Genomic DNA, 15196 nt, shown 5'->3' on the forward strand with positions numbered 1-15196 from the left:
CCCGTAGCGGTTTCAGATGCTGTTTTCCGGTTCGATGCGCGCCCCGTCCCAACCCCTGCCTGAGCGTATGGCGGGCTTGGTGCGCGAGGCGCGCTGGCTCTTGTTCGGCGTGCTGGGCTTCTACCTGGCCCTGATCCTGTATGGCTATCAGAAGTCCGACCCGGGCTGGTCCCATGCCGTCAGGGTCGACAAGGTGCTGAATCCGGGCGGTCGATTCGGCGCGTGGTTCTCCGACCTCCTGCTCTCGGTGTTTGGCGTTTCAGCCTGGTGGTGGGTTGCGCTGCTCGTATGGGGCATCGTCGCGGGTTTGCGCCGTTGGCGGCAGGAGCTTGCGGGCAGCAAACGCTCGACCTTCCTTGTTGTTGCCGGATTTATCGTCGTACTGCTGGCAAGCGCAGCCATCGAGGCTGTCCGCTTCTACGCCCACACCTGGGCGCTGCCGGGCGAACCGGGTGGCGTGTTGGGCATCGAACTCGGCCGGATCGTCACGAACTACCTGGGTTTCACTGGCGGCACGCTGGTGCTTCTGGCGCTCTGGGCTGCAGGAACAAGCTTGTTCTTCGGGTTCTCATGGATGAATGCGCTTGAGCGCATTGGTTATTGGGTCGAGAACGGTGGCGCTGAATTGCGTGCGCGAATTCAGGCGTGGCAGGACCGCAAGGTTGGCCAGCAGGTCGCCGAAAAGCGCGAAGAGAAGGTCAAACGCGAGCGCAAGAAGCGTGAAGAGGCCCCGCCGCCTCAGATCCGTATCGAACCGGCCGTGGTTGAAGTGGTGCGCTCCGAGCGGGTGGAGAAGGAGCGCCAGCAGGTGCTCTTCGCCGACGCAGCCAGCGGCGGTTTGCCGGCGCTCTCGCTGCTCGATCCAGCGTCGAATGATGTGGAGCCGCCGTCTGTCGAGGCGCTCGAATACACATCAAGGCTCATCGAGCGGAAGCTGGCGGATTTTGGGGTCGAGGTAAAGATCCTGGCCGCTTACCCAGGCCCGGTGATCACCCGATACGAGATCGAGCCCGCGGTGGGCGTGAAGGGGAGCCAGATTGTCAATCTGGTGAAGGACTTGGCGCGTGCGCTGTCGGTAATGAGCATTCGCGTCGTCGAAACGATTCCCGGCAAGAGTTGCATGGGTCTGGAGTTGCCGAACCCGAAGCGGCAGACTGTTCGCTTGTCCGAAATCCTTGGCTCGGCGGCGTATCACAACATGCATTCGGCGCTGACCGTGGGCTTGGGCAAGGACATCGGTGGCAACCCGGTGGTGGCGGATCTCGGAAAGATGCCGCACTTGCTGGTGGCGGGTACGACCGGCTCCGGCAAGTCCGTCGGCGTGAATGCGATGATCCTGTCGCTGCTCTACAAGTCCGAGCCCGACAAGGTCCGCCTGATCATGGTCGACCCGAAAATGCTGGAACTCTCGATCTACGAGGGTATCCCGCATCTGCTCGCGCCAGTCGTGACCGATATGCGCCACGCCGCGCATGCGCTGAACTGGTGCGTGGGCGAGATGGAGCGACGCTACAAGCTGATGGCCGCACTGGGCGTGCGCAACCTTGCCGGGTTCAATAAGCAGATTACCGACGCGCAGAAGGCGGGCAAGCCGTTGACCAACCCGTTCTCGATCACACCGGAAAGCCCGGAGCCGCTGTCTACGATGCCGGCCATCGTGGTGGTGATCGACGAGCTGGCCGACCTGATGATGGTGGTCGGCAAGAAGATCGAAGAGTTGATCGCCCGTCTAGCACAGAAGGCCCGTGCGGCGGGGATTCACCTAATTCTGGCAACGCAGCGCCCGTCGGTGGATGTGATCACTGGCCTGATCAAGGCCAACATTCCGACGCGGATTGCGTTCCAGGTATCGAGCAAGATCGACTCACGCACGATTCTCGATCAGATGGGCGCCGAGGCGCTGCTGGGCATGGGCGACATGCTGTACCTCGCGCCGGGTACCGGATTCCCGACCCGTGTGCATGGCGCCTACGTGGCGGATGACGAGGTGCACAAGGTTGTCGAGTACCTGAAGCAAACCGGTGAGCCCGACTACATCGAAGGTATTCTGACCGGGGCCGATGAGAGCGGCGGTGACCTGATGGGCGAGGGCGGTGGTGAAGCGGACGCCGAAGCCGACCCGATGTATGACCAAGCTGTGGACGTGGTGCTCAAGACGCGGCGCCCGTCGATTTCGCTGGTGCAGCGTCATCTGCGTATCGGCTATAACCGCGCGGCACGCCTCATCGAGCAGATGGAGAAGGCGGGCCTGGTGTCGCCGATGGGGCCCAGTGGCGGCCGCGAGGTGATTGCCCCCAACCAGCAGCGGGAAGAGTAGGCGGCCTAAGCCGCGCAGAGAGCTGCGCCTGCCGTTCGCGGTGCATGAGAGGATTACTGGATGCGTTATTTCAAAGTCGCCGCGCTGGTCGCGGCGTTTGCCTTTTCCGGGTCGTCGAACGCTGGCGGCCTTGATGACCTCAAGCAGTTCCTGACACAGACAAAGGCGGCGAAGTCGCGTTTCTCGCAGACGGTGGTCGGCCGCAATGGCAAGACCACTCAGAAAGCGTCAGGCACTTTCGTGTTCCAGCGGCCGGGCAAGTTTCGCTTCGTGTACGAGCAGCCCTACGCTCAGATCATCGTCGGTGACGGCCAGAAGCTTTGGACCTGGGACAAGGATCTGAATCAGGTCACGGTCAAGCCCGTGACGCAGGCGCTCGGTGCAACCCCCGCAGCCTTGCTGACGGGCGACGGTCAGCTTGAGCGCAACTTCGTGCTGAAGGACGCGGGTCAGTCGGACGGCATGGCCTGGGTGGAAGCCACGCCAAAACAACAGGATGCGGGTTTTGATCGTGTGCGCATCGGTTTCGTGGGCGGGCAGCTGCGTGGCATGGAAGTGCGCGACAACTTTGGCCAGACCACGCTGATCCAGTTTTCGAGTTTTGAGACCAACCCCTCGCTTGATGCCGCGGAATTCCGCTTCACGCCGCCCAAGGGGGCGGATGTGGTCGGTGAGTGAGCCGATGACCGGCACCGCGCTGCGCTGCTGCGACCGGAGCGCGCAGGTACGTCGCCGCGCCTCGATGACGGGTGCGACGCGCCTGTCCGCTGCGCGAAAGAATTGGGCAAAGCATGACGGCTGACCTTTTCTCGACGCCCAGCGAGAACAATGCGCCGCTCGCCGAGCGCCTTCGCCCGAAGACGCTGGACGACGTGGTCGGGCAGCGTCACCTGCTGGGGCCGGGCAAGCCGCTGCGGCTTGCAGTTGAGGCGGGGCGCCCGCATTCGATGATCCTCTGGGGGCCTCCCGGCGTTGGCAAGACCACGTTGGCCCGCCTGATGGCGACGCATTTCGACGCCGAATTCATCGCGCTGTCGGCCGTGTTCTCCGGCGTGAAGGAGATCCGTGAAGCGGTTCAGCGCGCCGAGATCCATCGCGCACAGGGCCGCCGCACGATTCTGTTCGTCGATGAAGTGCATCGCTTCAACAAGGCGCAGCAGGACGCGTTCCTGCCCTTTGTAGAGTCAGGGCTCTTCACCTTCATTGGCGCGACGACCGAGAATCCGTCGTTCGAGGTGAATTCCGCGCTGCTCTCGCGGGCTGCGGTGTATGTGCTGGAGAGCATCAAGCCAGAAGACATGCAGGCGCTCTTCGTGCGCGCACAGCGTGATGCGTTTGCGGATCTGTCGTTCGACGCCGAGGCGCTTGAGCGTCTCGTCGGCTGGGCTGATGGCGATGCGCGTCGCTTTCTGAATGTGCTGGAAACGCTGCGCACCGCGGCCGAGGCGAGCGGCCTGACTGACGTCACCGCCGAATTCGTGCAGAACACGCTCGCGCAGAACCTGCGGCGTTTCGACAAGGGCGGCGATGCGTTCTACGACCAGATCTCGGCCCTGCACAAATCGGTGCGTGGTTCGAATCCGGATGCAGCGCTCTACTGGCTGGTGCGCATGCTCGATGGTGGCGCCGACCCGCTCTACTTGGGGCGCCGCGTCGTACGCATGGCCGTTGAGGACATCGGCCTCGCTGATCCGCGCGCGCTGACAATGAGCCTTGAGGCGTGTCAGACCTTCGAACGGCTGGGTTCCCCCGAGGGTGAGCTAGCCCTGGCTCAGGCCGTGATCTACCTTGCCTGTGCAGCGAAATCCAATGCGGTTTACATGGCCTACAAGGCGGCGCGCAAGTTTGTCAGTGAAGACATTAGCCGACCAGTGCCGGTGCACCTGCGCAACGCGCCGACCAAGCTGATGAAGGAGTTGGGCTACGGCAAGGCCTATCGCTATGCTCATGATGAGCCAGAAGCCTACGCCGCGGGCGAAGACTACTTGCCCGAAGGGATGGCCGCGGTCAGTTGGTACGACCCAACTGACCGCGGGTTGGAGGCGAAGATCGCCCAGAAGCTCGCATACCTGAAGGGGTTAGACCGCAACGCACGAGAGGCGGAGGGTCAATGAGCGAGCGGGTGCGCGGCTTTAAACCGCGCATACACGTGTAAAACGTGTTCGGCTTTAGCAACCTGGCCGCCGGTTCGTGCCTGCTCGATCATGTCTTCCATCACGTGATCAATCAGCAGCACACCGGAAGACGTCTGTACCAGTCCGCAGGCAATGTGCGCAGCCACATCGTGCGGCAGGTGCTCATGTTCCGCGAGCAGATCAACGTCGTCTTCGGTCAGGTCGCAGTAATCAAGGCAGTCGCGCAGTGACAGCATGCCTGCTCCTCCGTTGGGTTGGGCGGATCGTCTTCGTGCGATCGGCGCCATGATTAAGGCTAGGTGAGGCGGCCCCTAAAGCAATGCATCTATTTCTATCGGTTGTTTGTAAGTCATTGAAAATACAAATAAAATAGTGCGCCGCATCAATTGCAGCGAGATTCTGAAATTCCTAGTCGGATCACTCGCTTGCGGCGCATCCCTGCGAAACCACCCCAGCTTCGGGGCATAATTCGCTGATAGCAAAAGAAAATCAGGATTCAGACATGCTCGATATTCAGCTACTGCGCACCCAACTCGATACCGTTGCGCAGCGCCTCGCCGCCCGTGGCGTTACCTTTGACAGCGCCAGCTTCCAGGCCATGGAGGATGAGCGCAAGCAACTGCAGACCCGCACGCAGGAACTGCAGGCCAAGCGCAACAGCTTGTCGAAGCAGATCGGTGCACTCAAAGGGAAGGGCGAGGATGCCTCCGCGGTGATGGCGGAAGTTGCCGGCCTGGGCGATGAACTCAAAGCGAACGAGGCGGCGCTCGCCGCGCTGCAAGGGCGTCTCAACGATTTCCTGATGCGCATCCCGAATCTGCCGCACGACTCTGTTCCGCCAGGCAAGGACGAGACGGAGAACGTCGAGGTTCGTCGCTGGGGCACGCCGGCGCAATTCGATTTCGAGATTCGCGATCACGTTGATCTTGGGGAGCGCCTCGGCCTTGATTTCGACACTGCAGCGAAACTGTCCGGCGCACGCTTCGCGCTGCTCAAGGGTTCGATCGCCCGTCTGCACCGCGCACTTGCGCAGTTCATGCTGGATACACATACCAGCGAGCACGGTTACACCGAGTGCTACACACCCTACATCGTCAATCCCGATGCGCTCTACGGCACAGGCCAGTTGCCTAAGTTCGCCGAAGACATGTTCCGTGTCGAAAAGGGCGGTGCTGAGAACGTCGTTACGCAGTACCTGATTTCAACATCGGAAATCTCGCTCACGAACACGGTGCGCGAATCGGTGTTGCAAGTCGAAGAGCTGCCGATCAAGTTGACCGCGCATTCACCGTGCTTCCGCTCCGAGGCGGGTTCCTACGGCCGCGATACCCGCGGCCTGATCCGCCAGCACCAGTTCGACAAGGTTGAGATGGTGCAGATTGCGCATCCAGACAAATCTTACGACGCGCTCGAAGAGATGGTCGGCCATGCAGAGAAGATCCTGCAACGCCTCGGCTTGCCCTACCGCGTCGTCGCGCTTTGCGCTGGCGACATGGGTTTCTCGGCCGCCAAGACTTATGATCTTGAAGTCTGGCTGCCTGCCCAGAACACATATCGCGAAATCTCGAGCTGCTCAAACTGCGAGAGCTTCCAGGCTCGCCGGATGCAGGCGCGGTTCAAGAACGAGCAGGGCAAGAACGAACTGGCTCACACGCTCAACGGTTCAGGCCTCGCGGTCGGACGAACCCTGGTGGCGGTGCTGGAAAACTACCAGCAAGCAGACGGCTCGGTAAGCGTGCCGGAAGCACTTCGTCCCTACATGGGCGGCGTCGAAGTTCTGCGCCCCGCAAATTAATCGGCAGGAACGCTAGCCAAAACGAAAAATCGCTGTATAATCGTGGGCTCGATTTCGAGACCGCGGAGAGGTGGCAGAGTGGTCGATTGTACCTGACTCGAAATCAGGCGTACGTGCAAGCGTACCGTGGGTTCGAATCCCACCCTCTCCGCCATAGATTCAACGGAAACCCGCATAGCTTAAGGCTTTGCGGGTTTTTCGTTTTTACGTACCCCCCTATGTACCCCGGCAAGAATTTCCCTTCATCACGCGGTCTTTGATGGTTGGGTGTTTGTTCGCGTGATTTGCTTTGCGTGGGTGAGGGAGAACCTGAGAGGACGGTTCTTCCATGTTTTTACAGGGGACTTCGAGGCTTGTAGCTTCTTGTTAGGAGATATTTTCGGCGGCCGGGCTTGCCATTCTCCGAAGACAATGACCTCGTCGCCAATGTGCAAATCTGCAATCAGGGATGCCTTCCCGGCGGTTATATACGCATCCACCTTGACTACGACTCCCAGCGCGATTCAGTACTGACAGATAAACAAAATTCACTGGATTGTGATTCCAGGTGTCACCGTTTCGATCCCGGTATGGCGCCCCAAGCTTTCCCAAGAATAACCCGCCTTCTGGCGGGTTTTTCGCCTTCTGGGGCTGTGTGATCCAGGTTCGCACTTGGGGTGGCGGTTCGCTGTTCTCACTTCACTGGCATGCGAGCGCCCTTAGGCGGCGCAGCTGCGACTATTCGGCGTTTGTCGGGGAGGACGAAGCCGGTCTCTTGAGCGTCGGACTGGAATCAAAGATGCGCGTCTGCGCGCGCATCTGTGGGCTGTCAGGGGAGTATCGGCTCGGGAGCCGTGCGTGAAACCGGGTCAACGTGCGTCATCAGGTAGAGCACGGGGTGATTTGCCATAACCCGGAGCTTCGCCTGACGGGCGATGTCGTGGCCTTGAGCAACGGTGAGGCTGCCATCGATCTCAAGGTGAACGTCCGCAAGAATCATGTCGCCGGTCTTGCGCGTTTTGAGTTCGTGCATGCCGAGCACGCCGGGTGTGGCGAGGATGTCCGCGGCGATCCCGGCCACTTGTTCTTCCGTTGCGGCCCGATCGGTCAGATCGTGCAGCGCGTCCCATCCGAACTCCCAGCCCATGCGAGCGACCATGAAGCCGACAATCAGGGCGGCGATCGGGTCGAGCAGGCCAAAGCCCATCAGGTTGCCGCCAATCCCGATCGCGACGACGAGCGATGACGCGGCGTCGGAGCGTGCGTGCCAGGCGTTCGCGACCAGCATGCTCGAACGCACCTTCTCTGCAACATGAAGCATGTAGCGGAAGAGCACCTCCTTGACGACGAGTGCGCCGAGTGCGACCCACAGGGCGACGATGTGTACTTTGGGAATGCTCTCCGGCGCTTCCAGCTTGTGCACTGCTGAGCCGATCATTCCCAGCCCGACTGCGAGCAGCAGCGCACCCAGCACCAGCGAGGCGGCGTTTTCGTAACGCTGATGGCCATAGTGGTGGTCGTCATCTGGTGCCTTCTGACTGTGATGAACAGCCAGCAACACGACGAAGTCGGCAACGAGATCGGATAGCGAGTGCACCCCATCGGCGATCAGGCCCTGCGATCCCGAGATCAGACCCGCAGCCACTTGCGAGATTGTCAGACCAATATTTACGGCGACGCTGACCCAGGTGCTGCGTTTGGTGGCGGCCTCGCGTTCGGGTTTTGCGTCCTCGTTGTCGAGTTCGTGCAGGTCGTGCAGATTGTTCATGGTATGCGTGTGTGCAGAGGGGAGTCGGGAAGTTTGATCCCGTGTCGGGACGGAACGCTTGATGCGCGTCGAGTGCAGCGCTGTTCAGAATGAATTCCCTGCGCCGAGCGAGCTTGACACTGATTGGGAGGGGGCGCGATCGCTTGTGCCGCGCATGCCACTGCGAGGCTACGTTGTTCTCTCGGCGTGCGGTTGTCGTGCAGAGCGAGACGTGCGCACTGCGTACGTCGCTTACGTCGGGGTGGAGGCTATCGGGGCGATTTACGCCCCGATAGCGGGCGATCAGGGCCGGCGCTGATCGATTTGAAGGGCGAGGGCCGATACGCTGGCGTCTGCCACGTTGGCAGTGCCGTAGAGATCGCCTGAGGCGGCCTGTGCGACGCCCGATGCCGAGATGCGCGCTTCGATTTCGAGCTTGGCTACGCTCGAGAGCGGACGCTGGGCATTGAGCGAGGCGCTGTCGTCCAGCGTGATGGTTGCCGGCAGCGTGTCGGCGCTGCGGCGGACGACCGCCAGGGGCATGCGTTCGCCAGGGGCGCGGGCGATCACGAACAGTGTTTTGCCGCTGGCTTCCGCCTTCATGGCAGGCGCGATGCCGATCGCGAGCGCCAGCGAGCGCTGACTGGCGGCCGGCGCCTGTTCGGGGGCCTTTGCGGTGGGTTCGGCGGCGGCTGGCGCTGTGGGCGCGGCACCGCCCATCTGACCCTTGACCTGTGCGATTGCATCCTTCAGGAAGCGGGCGTCCTCGGATTCCGGCGCAACCTGAGGCAGCGCGCGCTCGAAGTAGCCAACCGCCGCAGCGTAGTCGTGACGACCGGCAGCGCCGGAGCCGGCCAGCATCAGGGCAAGCTGGTTGTTCGGATCGACCTGAAGTGCTTGCTTGACCAGTGCTTCAGGCTTGCCTTCCAGCTTGCCGCCGGCGTTCATGGCGAGCACATCGGCGTATTCGGCGAGCCAGTCGGCGTTTTGCTCCAGCGCAGGGCCGATGCGCTCAAAGGCAGCGGCGGCATCGGCGAAACGGTTCATGACCTTGTACGAGCGACCCAGCATCGCCCAGCCGGTGGGGTTGTCCGGGTTGGCTTCGAGCTTTGCGGCGAGGCTCTCGACCATCTTGTTGATGTCGGGCATGCCGTTCGGCGCTGCGGCTGCATGCGGGTTGCCGGTGACGGCCGCCGGTGTGCCGAGTTGCAGGTACAACACCACGGCCAGCAACGGCAGCATCAGGGCAACCGGGCCCAAGGTCAGCCAAGGGCGGCTGGCGCGCTGCACCGGCGCGGCAGTGTCGCCTTCTTCGAGCAGGCGGCGGTGAATGTCTTCGCGTGCTGCGTCGAATTCGGCGGCGGTGAGGGCGCCACGATCGCGCTCGCGCTCAAGGGTGGCGATCTCGTCGCGCAGGATGCGGGCGTTGAGGCGCGCCATGCTGACTTCGTCGTGCTGCTTGCGGCTGAAAATGAACGGGCGCGCAATCAGTGCGAGGGCGAAGAGGGCGATCAGGGCTGCGGCGATGATGAAGGTGGTCATTGAGAGACGTTCCGTTTGTCGGCGTCGGCAAGCAGCGCGGCGACGCGGCGGCGTTCCGCTTCGTCGAGGGGGGCGTCGGTTTGGGCGTTACGTTGCCGCAAGTGCATCAACAGGCCGGCAATGCCGCCCAAGAGCAGCACGAAAGGGCCGCCCCACAGGAGCACGGTGGTGGCTTTTAGCGGTGGGCGATAGCGCACGAAATCGCCGTAACGTGCGACGAGAAAATCCATGATCTCAGTGTCGGACTTGCCGGCACGGATCATGGTGCGGATTTCGCGGCGCAAATCTTCGGCCAGCTCGGCATGCGAGCCGGCGAGCGATTCGTTCTGGCAGACGAGGCAGCGCAGCTCTTCGCTGATTGCGATCATGCGCTGTTCGACCACCGGGTCTTCCGCGAGCGGGCGTGCTTCGCCGGCGAGCACGCTGCCAGTGAGGCAGAGTGCTGCGCACATCAGGGTCAGGCGCTTCATGTCGAGAGCTTCCGGATCAGGGGCAGGATGGTCTGGTCCAGGACTTCCTGGGTGACGGGGCCGATCTGCTTGTAGCGGATCACGCCGTTGCGATCGATGACGTAGGTTTCGGGTACGCCATACACGCCATAGTCGATGCCGACGCGGCCATCGGCATCCATAGCGACGATCTGGTAGGGGTTGCCGAAGCTCGCGAGCCAGCGCTTCGCGTCCTCTGGCTTGTCCTTGTAGTCGAGGCCCACCAGGGGAACCGTGTTCGTGCGGGAGAACGCAACCAGTATCGGGTGCTCGTCGCGGCAGGACACGCACCACGAAGCCCACACGTTGAGGATCCAGACCTTGCCGCGCATGTCTTCCGGGCTGAAGGTCTTGCCCTCCGTGCCGAGCTGAGGCAGGCGGAAGGCGGGGGCGGGTTTGTCGATCAAGGGCGAGGGGATGCTGTGCGGATCCTTGTTCAGACCAACGGCGAGGAAGCCCAGCAGCACCACGAACAGTGCGATCGGAATCAGCAGCACGCGTTTCATGCGCGGGCTCCTTCAGCAGCCAGCGCCTCGCGTTTGCGCAGGCGGTATCGACGATCGCTGGCGGCCAGAATGCCGCCCAGCGCCATCAGCAGTGCACCGCCCCAGATCCAGTCCACCAGCGGCTTGTAGTAGACCCGCACCGCCCAGGCTCCGCCGTCGAGCGGCTCGCCGAGCGAGACGTAAAGATCGCGGAACAGGCCGGTGTCGATCGCGGTTTCCGTCATCGGCATGCCGGAAGTGCTGTACTGACGCTTCTCCGGCCGCAGCGTGCGGATGAACTTGCCATCGCGCGACAGCTCGACTTCGCCGACCATCGCGACGAAGTTGGGGCCCTGTCGTTCGCTGACGCCGATCAGCTTGAAGCTGTGGCCGCCGACGACGGTGGTGTCGCCCGGCGCCATGCGCACATCGCGCTCGGCTTCATAGTGCTTCACGAATGCGACGCCGAGAATGCTGATCGCCAGGCCGAAGTGCGCGATCTGCATGCCCCAGTAGGCCGCTGGCGGGCGACCGGTGCGCAGGCGTTCGCGCAGTTGCAGCAGCATCGATGCGGCCAGCCACAGCGCGCAGAAGCTTCCGATTGCAGCACCGAGGGTCCATTTACCGGCCAGCATCGGCAGCGCAATCGCGCCTGCCACGCCGAACAGTGCGGGGTTACGCAGATGTGGCAGCAGATCTTTCAGCGCTGATTCTTTCCAGCGCAGCAGGGGCCCGACCGCGGCAAGCAGGAAGATCGGCAGTACCACCGGCACGAAGACCGAGTTGAAGTAGGGCGGGCCCACCGAGAGCTTGCCCAGGCCAAGCGCGTCGATCGCGAGCGGGTAGAGCGTACCCAGCAACACGCACGCGGCAGCAACGACCAGCAATACGTTGTTGCACAAGAGGAGGGTTTCGCGTGACAGCAGCGCGAAGCGGCCGCCGAGGCCACTCTTCGGCGCACGTACGGCAAAGAGCGTGAGCGAAGCGCCGATCACCAGTGCCAGCAGGATCAGGATCATGATGCCGCGGCGCGGGTCGGTCGCGAAGGCATGTACGGAAGTCAGCACGCCGGAACGGACCAGGAAGGTGCCGAGCAGCGACAGCGAGAACGCGCTGATCGCCAACAACACTGTCCAGTTGCGGAAGCTGCCACGCTTTTCGGTCACAGCCAGCGAGTGGATCAGCGCGGTGCCGACCAGCCAGGGCATGAAGGACGCGTTTTCGACCGGGTCCCAGAACCACCAGCCGCCCCAGCCCAGTTCGTAGTACGCCCAGTACGAACCGAGCGCAATGCCGAGCGTCAGCGAGACCCAGGCAGCCAGCGTCCAGGGGCGTGACCAGCGCGCCCATGCGGCATCCAGGCGGCCGGCGAGCAATGCGGCAAGGGCGAAGGCGAAGGCCACGGAGAAGCCGACGTAGCCCATGTAGAGCATCGGCGGGTGCACGACAAGGCCCGGATCCTGCAGCAGCGGATTGAGGTCGCGTCCGTCCGGTGCGGCCGGAATCAGGCGATCGAACGGGTTCGAGGTGACCAGCACGAAGACCAGGAATCCGGCGGCGACGAGCCCCAGCACGCCGATCACCCGCGCCACCATGTCATCGGGCAGGCTGCGCGAAAACAGTGACACGGCGAGCGTCCAGCCCGACAGCATCAGCAGCCAGAGCAGGAAGGAGCCCTCATGGCCGCCCCACACTGCGGCGAACTTGTAGATCGACGGCAGTTGCGAGTTCGAGTGTTCGGCGACGTAGCGCACCGAGAAGTCGTCATTGACGAAGGCGATCGCGAGGCACACGAAGCTGGTCGCGAGCATCAGGAACAGCGCCTGCGACAGCGGCCGCGCCAGGGCGACCCAGGTGCGGTCGCCGCGATGAGCGCCGATAAGAGGAAGTGATCCCTGCAGGATCGCGACCAGAAACGCCAGGATCAGCGCGAAGTGTCCGAGTTCGGGGGTCATTGTTTGAGCGTGACTCCGGCTTTGTGGGCTTGCTCCACCGCGTGCTTGGCTTCCGGCGGCATGTAGTTTTCGTCGTGCTTTGCGAGCACTTCCGTGGCGGTGAATTCGCCGCTCGGCGTGAGTTTGCCCTGCGCGACAACGCCTTTCCCTTCGCGGAAAAGGTCCGGCAGGATGCCGGTGTAGGCCACCGGAATGTCCTTCGCGGTATCGGTGACGACGAAACGTGCGGTCAATCCATCACGCTTGAGGCTGCCCGGCTTCACCAGGCCGCCTACGCGGAAGGCGGCGCCCTGAGGTGCCTTGCCCTCGGCCACCTCGGTGGGGGTGACGAAGAGCGCGATGTTGCTGTTGAGCGCGTTGAGGATCAACCCGGTCGCGACGCCGAGCGAGGCGAGCGCACCCAGAATGATCGCAAGGCGTTTGTGGCGGGCTTTCATGCGGTATTTCCTTCAGCTTCAATGGCATTGGCCCGGCTTTCGCGGCGCAGGCTCTGCAGGATGGCTTTGCGGCGCTGGCGCAGCAGCCAGAGTTCGCCGACCAGCCCTACGACGCAGGCAATGACGCTGCCCCAGACGTACAGCGCATAGCCGCCCATGGCGAAAAACTCGGCAGGTGAATTCCAGTTCATGCGTTCAGCTCCGGCAGTCGGACAACCCAGTCGGTGTGCCGTTCCCTTTCAAGAATGATGGCGCGCGCGCGGGTCAGCGCGACAGCGATCGAATACATCCACGCCGCCAGCGCGACCAGCAGCATGCCCAAAAGCATGGTGTGCGCCATTGACGGGGATCGGGTTAGCGAAATCGATGAACCCTGGTGCAGGGTGTTCCACCATTGCACCGAGAAATAGATGACTGGAATGTTGACCACGCCCACCAGCGCCAGCACCGCACAGGCGCGGTCCGCACGGCGCGGGTCGTCGATTGCGGCGCGCAATGCGATGTAGCCCAGGTACAGGAAGAAAAGCAGGAGTTCCGAAGTCAGCCGCGCATCCCAAATCCACCACGTACCCCACATCGGCTTGCCCCACAGCGAGCCGGTGATCAGCGACAGCGCAGCGAAGATCGCGCCGGTCGGGGCCAGCGCGGTGGCCATGATGCCGGACAGGCGGGTGTTCAAGGACAGCCCGACCGCCGACCAGAAGGCCATTACCATGTAGATGAACATCGACATCCACGAGGCCGGCACATGCAGGAAGATGATGCGGTAGCCCTCACCCTGCTGCGCGTCGGTCGGTGCGACGAAGAAGCCCACCCACAGCCCGGCAACGCCGAACAGCACGGCGAGCGCGGTGAACCAAGGAATCAGCTTGCCCGCCAGCGGGTAGAAGGTAGCGGGGCTGGAATAACGGAACCAGTTGATAAGGCGAAAGCTCATTCGAGTGCAATCCTGATGGCCGCGGTGACGGCAAGCGGCGCGAAGAATACCGAGAGAGCCAGCATTGCTGCCAGCAAAGAAAGGTGTCCGCCAGCCTGCAGGCCGGCAATCTGCGCTTCAACGGCGCCGGCGCCGAAGATCAGCGCCGGCACATAGAGCGGCAGCACGATCAGCGACAGCAGCGCGCCGCCGCCGCGCAGGCCCAGCGTCAGCGCTGCGCCGATCGCGCCGATCATCGACAACAAGGGCGTACCGATCAGCAGGCCAAGCGTCAGCAAGCCCAGCGCATCGACCGGCAGATCGAACTGCAGCCCCAGCATCGGTGCGAGCAACACCAGCGGCAGGCCGGACACCAGCCAGTGAGCAAGGATCTTGCCTGCCACCAGCCAACCGAGCGGCGTCGGCGATACCGCCATCTGTTCGAGCGTGCCGTCGGCGAAGTCGTCGGCGAACAGGCGGTTGAGCCCGAGCAGCGTCGAGAGCAGCGCCGCGACCCACAGCACGCCGGGGCCGATCTTGCGCAGCAGGTTTGGGTCGGGCCCGATGCCGAGCGGGAAGAGGCTCACGACAATGACGAAGAAGAACAGCGCGGTCAGCGCTTCGCTCTTGCGCCGCAGCGCCAACAGCAGATCGCGACGGATGACAGCGAGCAGCGCGTTCATGCCACGCCCTCCAGCATCAGCTCGCGCCCGCCGGGCAGTGGAATCGTTTGGTGACTGGTGAGGATCGCGATGCCGCCGCGCCCAACGTGGTCGGCGAGCACTTCGCCGAGCAGATCCACCGCACGGGTGTCGAGCGCGGCAAGCGGCTCGTCAAGAATCCACAGGCTCGCCTTGCGCGTCAGCAGTCGGCTGAGCAGCACACGCCGGCGCTGGCCCTGGGAGAGAAACTTCACCGGCAGTTCCTCACGGCCCTTTAACCCAAAACGGCGCAGGGCGACTAGCGCGGTCGCCTCATCCAGCGCATGGCCGTCCAACGCGGCGGCGAGGCACAGGTTCTCAAGCGGCGTCAGGTCTTCCTTCAAGGCGGAGTGGTGGCCAAGGAACAGCAAGGCCTCGCGATAGGCGTCGCCGGCTTCGCGGATGTCCTCATCGTTCCAGCGTACACTGCCGGCCGCCGGGTGGGCCAAGCCGGCGAGCTGCCGCAGCATGCTCGTCTTGCCGGCGCCATTGCTGCCGCGCAGATACATCCACTCGCCCGCGGTGAGCGTGAAATGGATGTGCTCGAACAAGGTCCGGTGACCCCGTACGCACGCCAGATCGTGTGCCGACAAACTGCTTGCAGGCTGCGTCACTCTCCGAACTCCGTGTTGCGACAGCGGATTGGCATGGCGGGTGTTCTGGACGGCTTTACCGGGGCGTCGTTGCAGTTGCGAAGAG

General features: G+C 63.1%; 15 protein-coding genes and 1 tRNA gene. 5 read left to right on the forward strand and 11 right to left on the reverse strand.

Annotated features, from left to right (window positions below; genetic code table 11):
* Nucleotides 1-16 precede the first annotated feature (16 nt).
* The 3 genes from JY500_RS06300 (at nucleotide 17) to JY500_RS06310 (ending at nucleotide 4431) form a co-directional block, all read left to right on the forward strand.
* Nucleotides 17-2317 carry a DNA translocase FtsK gene (locus tag JY500_RS06300; protein ID WP_206255560.1) on the forward strand — a complete coding sequence of 767 codons (2301 nt, stop codon included), beginning with the start codon at nucleotides 17-19 and terminating at the stop codon, nucleotides 2315-2317.
* 60 nt (nucleotides 2318-2377) lie between these two features.
* Nucleotides 2378-2995 carry an outer membrane lipoprotein periplasmic chaperone LolA gene (gene lolA / locus JY500_RS06305; protein ID WP_172198323.1) on the forward strand — a complete coding sequence of 206 codons (618 nt, stop codon included), beginning with the start codon at nucleotides 2378-2380 and terminating at the stop codon, nucleotides 2993-2995.
* A gap of 113 nt (nucleotides 2996-3108) precedes the next feature.
* Complete coding sequence (locus JY500_RS06310) at nucleotides 3109-4431, forward strand: replication-associated recombination protein A (protein ID WP_172198326.1); 1323 nt, start codon at nucleotides 3109-3111, stop codon at nucleotides 4429-4431.
* On the opposite strand, the gene JY500_RS06315 is transcribed toward JY500_RS06310, so the two are convergent.
* Nucleotides 4425-4688: a hypothetical protein gene (locus JY500_RS06315; protein WP_206255561.1), complete on the reverse strand. Its 264-nt coding sequence runs from the start codon at nucleotides 4686-4688 to the stop codon at nucleotides 4425-4427. The two genes, JY500_RS06310 and JY500_RS06315, sit on opposite strands and share 7 nt — an antisense overlap.
* Before the next feature lie 266 nt (nucleotides 4689-4954).
* Between JY500_RS06315 and serS the strand changes: the two genes are divergently transcribed.
* Together serS and JY500_RS06325 are read left to right on the forward strand one after the other, a co-directional pair.
* Nucleotides 4955-6247, forward strand: coding sequence for a serine--tRNA ligase (serS, locus tag JY500_RS06320; protein ID WP_206255562.1), 1293 nt, complete (start codon nucleotides 4955-4957; stop codon nucleotides 6245-6247).
* 64 nt (nucleotides 6248-6311) lie between these two features.
* Nucleotides 6312-6401, forward strand: a tRNA-Ser gene (locus JY500_RS06325).
* A gap of 654 nt (nucleotides 6402-7055) precedes the next feature.
* On the opposite strand, the gene JY500_RS06330 is transcribed toward JY500_RS06325, so the two are convergent.
* The 10 genes from JY500_RS06330 to ccmA form a co-directional block, all read right to left on the reverse strand.
* A complete protein-coding gene (locus tag JY500_RS06330; RefSeq protein WP_206255564.1) occupies nucleotides 7056-7994 on the reverse strand; it encodes a cation diffusion facilitator family transporter in 939 nt (312 codons plus the stop codon).
* 282 nt (nucleotides 7995-8276) lie between these two features.
* The gene (gene ccmI, locus JY500_RS06335) at nucleotides 8277-9515 is read right to left on the reverse strand and encodes a c-type cytochrome biogenesis protein CcmI (protein WP_206255565.1); all 1239 of its coding nucleotides are present in this window, start codon (nucleotides 9513-9515) and stop codon (nucleotides 8277-8279) included.
* Nucleotides 9512-9985, reverse strand: coding sequence for a cytochrome c-type biogenesis protein (locus JY500_RS06340; protein WP_172204012.1), 474 nt, complete (start codon nucleotides 9983-9985; stop codon nucleotides 9512-9514). The genes ccmI and JY500_RS06340 overlap by 4 nt, the downstream gene beginning before the upstream one ends.
* Complete coding sequence (locus JY500_RS06345) at nucleotides 9982-10509, reverse strand: DsbE family thiol:disulfide interchange protein (RefSeq protein ID WP_172204010.1); 528 nt, start codon at nucleotides 10507-10509, stop codon at nucleotides 9982-9984. The genes JY500_RS06340 and JY500_RS06345 overlap by 4 nt, the downstream gene beginning before the upstream one ends.
* On the reverse strand, nucleotides 10506-12443 hold the full coding sequence (locus JY500_RS06350; protein ID WP_206255567.1) for a heme lyase CcmF/NrfE family subunit: 1938 nt from the start codon (nucleotides 12441-12443) through the stop codon (nucleotides 10506-10508). The genes JY500_RS06345 and JY500_RS06350 overlap by 4 nt, the downstream gene beginning before the upstream one ends.
* The gene (ccmE, locus tag JY500_RS06355; protein ID WP_172204006.1) at nucleotides 12440-12880 is read right to left on the reverse strand and encodes a cytochrome c maturation protein CcmE; all 441 of its coding nucleotides are present in this window, start codon (nucleotides 12878-12880) and stop codon (nucleotides 12440-12442) included. Before ccmE ends, JY500_RS06350 begins: the two co-directional genes overlap by 4 nt.
* Nucleotides 12877-13071 carry a heme exporter protein CcmD gene (gene ccmD, locus JY500_RS06360; RefSeq protein WP_172204005.1) on the reverse strand — a complete coding sequence of 65 codons (195 nt, stop codon included), beginning with the start codon at nucleotides 13069-13071 and terminating at the stop codon, nucleotides 12877-12879. The genes ccmE and ccmD overlap by 4 nt, the downstream gene beginning before the upstream one ends.
* Nucleotides 13068-13817, reverse strand: coding sequence for a heme ABC transporter permease CcmC (ccmC, locus tag JY500_RS06365; RefSeq protein ID WP_172204002.1), 750 nt, complete (start codon nucleotides 13815-13817; stop codon nucleotides 13068-13070). Before ccmC ends, ccmD begins: the two co-directional genes overlap by 4 nt.
* A complete protein-coding gene (gene ccmB / locus JY500_RS06370) occupies nucleotides 13814-14479 on the reverse strand; it encodes a heme exporter protein CcmB (RefSeq protein ID WP_206255568.1) in 666 nt (221 codons plus the stop codon). The genes ccmC and ccmB overlap by 4 nt, the downstream gene beginning before the upstream one ends.
* Nucleotides 14476-15111 carry a cytochrome c biogenesis heme-transporting ATPase CcmA gene (gene ccmA / locus JY500_RS06375; protein ID WP_246479812.1) on the reverse strand — a complete coding sequence of 212 codons (636 nt, stop codon included), beginning with the start codon at nucleotides 15109-15111 and terminating at the stop codon, nucleotides 14476-14478. Before ccmA ends, ccmB begins: the two co-directional genes overlap by 4 nt.
* Nucleotides 15112-15196: the final 85 nt, after the last annotated feature.

Source organism: Niveibacterium microcysteis (genome assembly GCF_017161445.1).
Classification (GTDB): domain Bacteria; phylum Pseudomonadota; class Gammaproteobacteria; order Burkholderiales; family Rhodocyclaceae; genus Niveibacterium; species Niveibacterium microcysteis.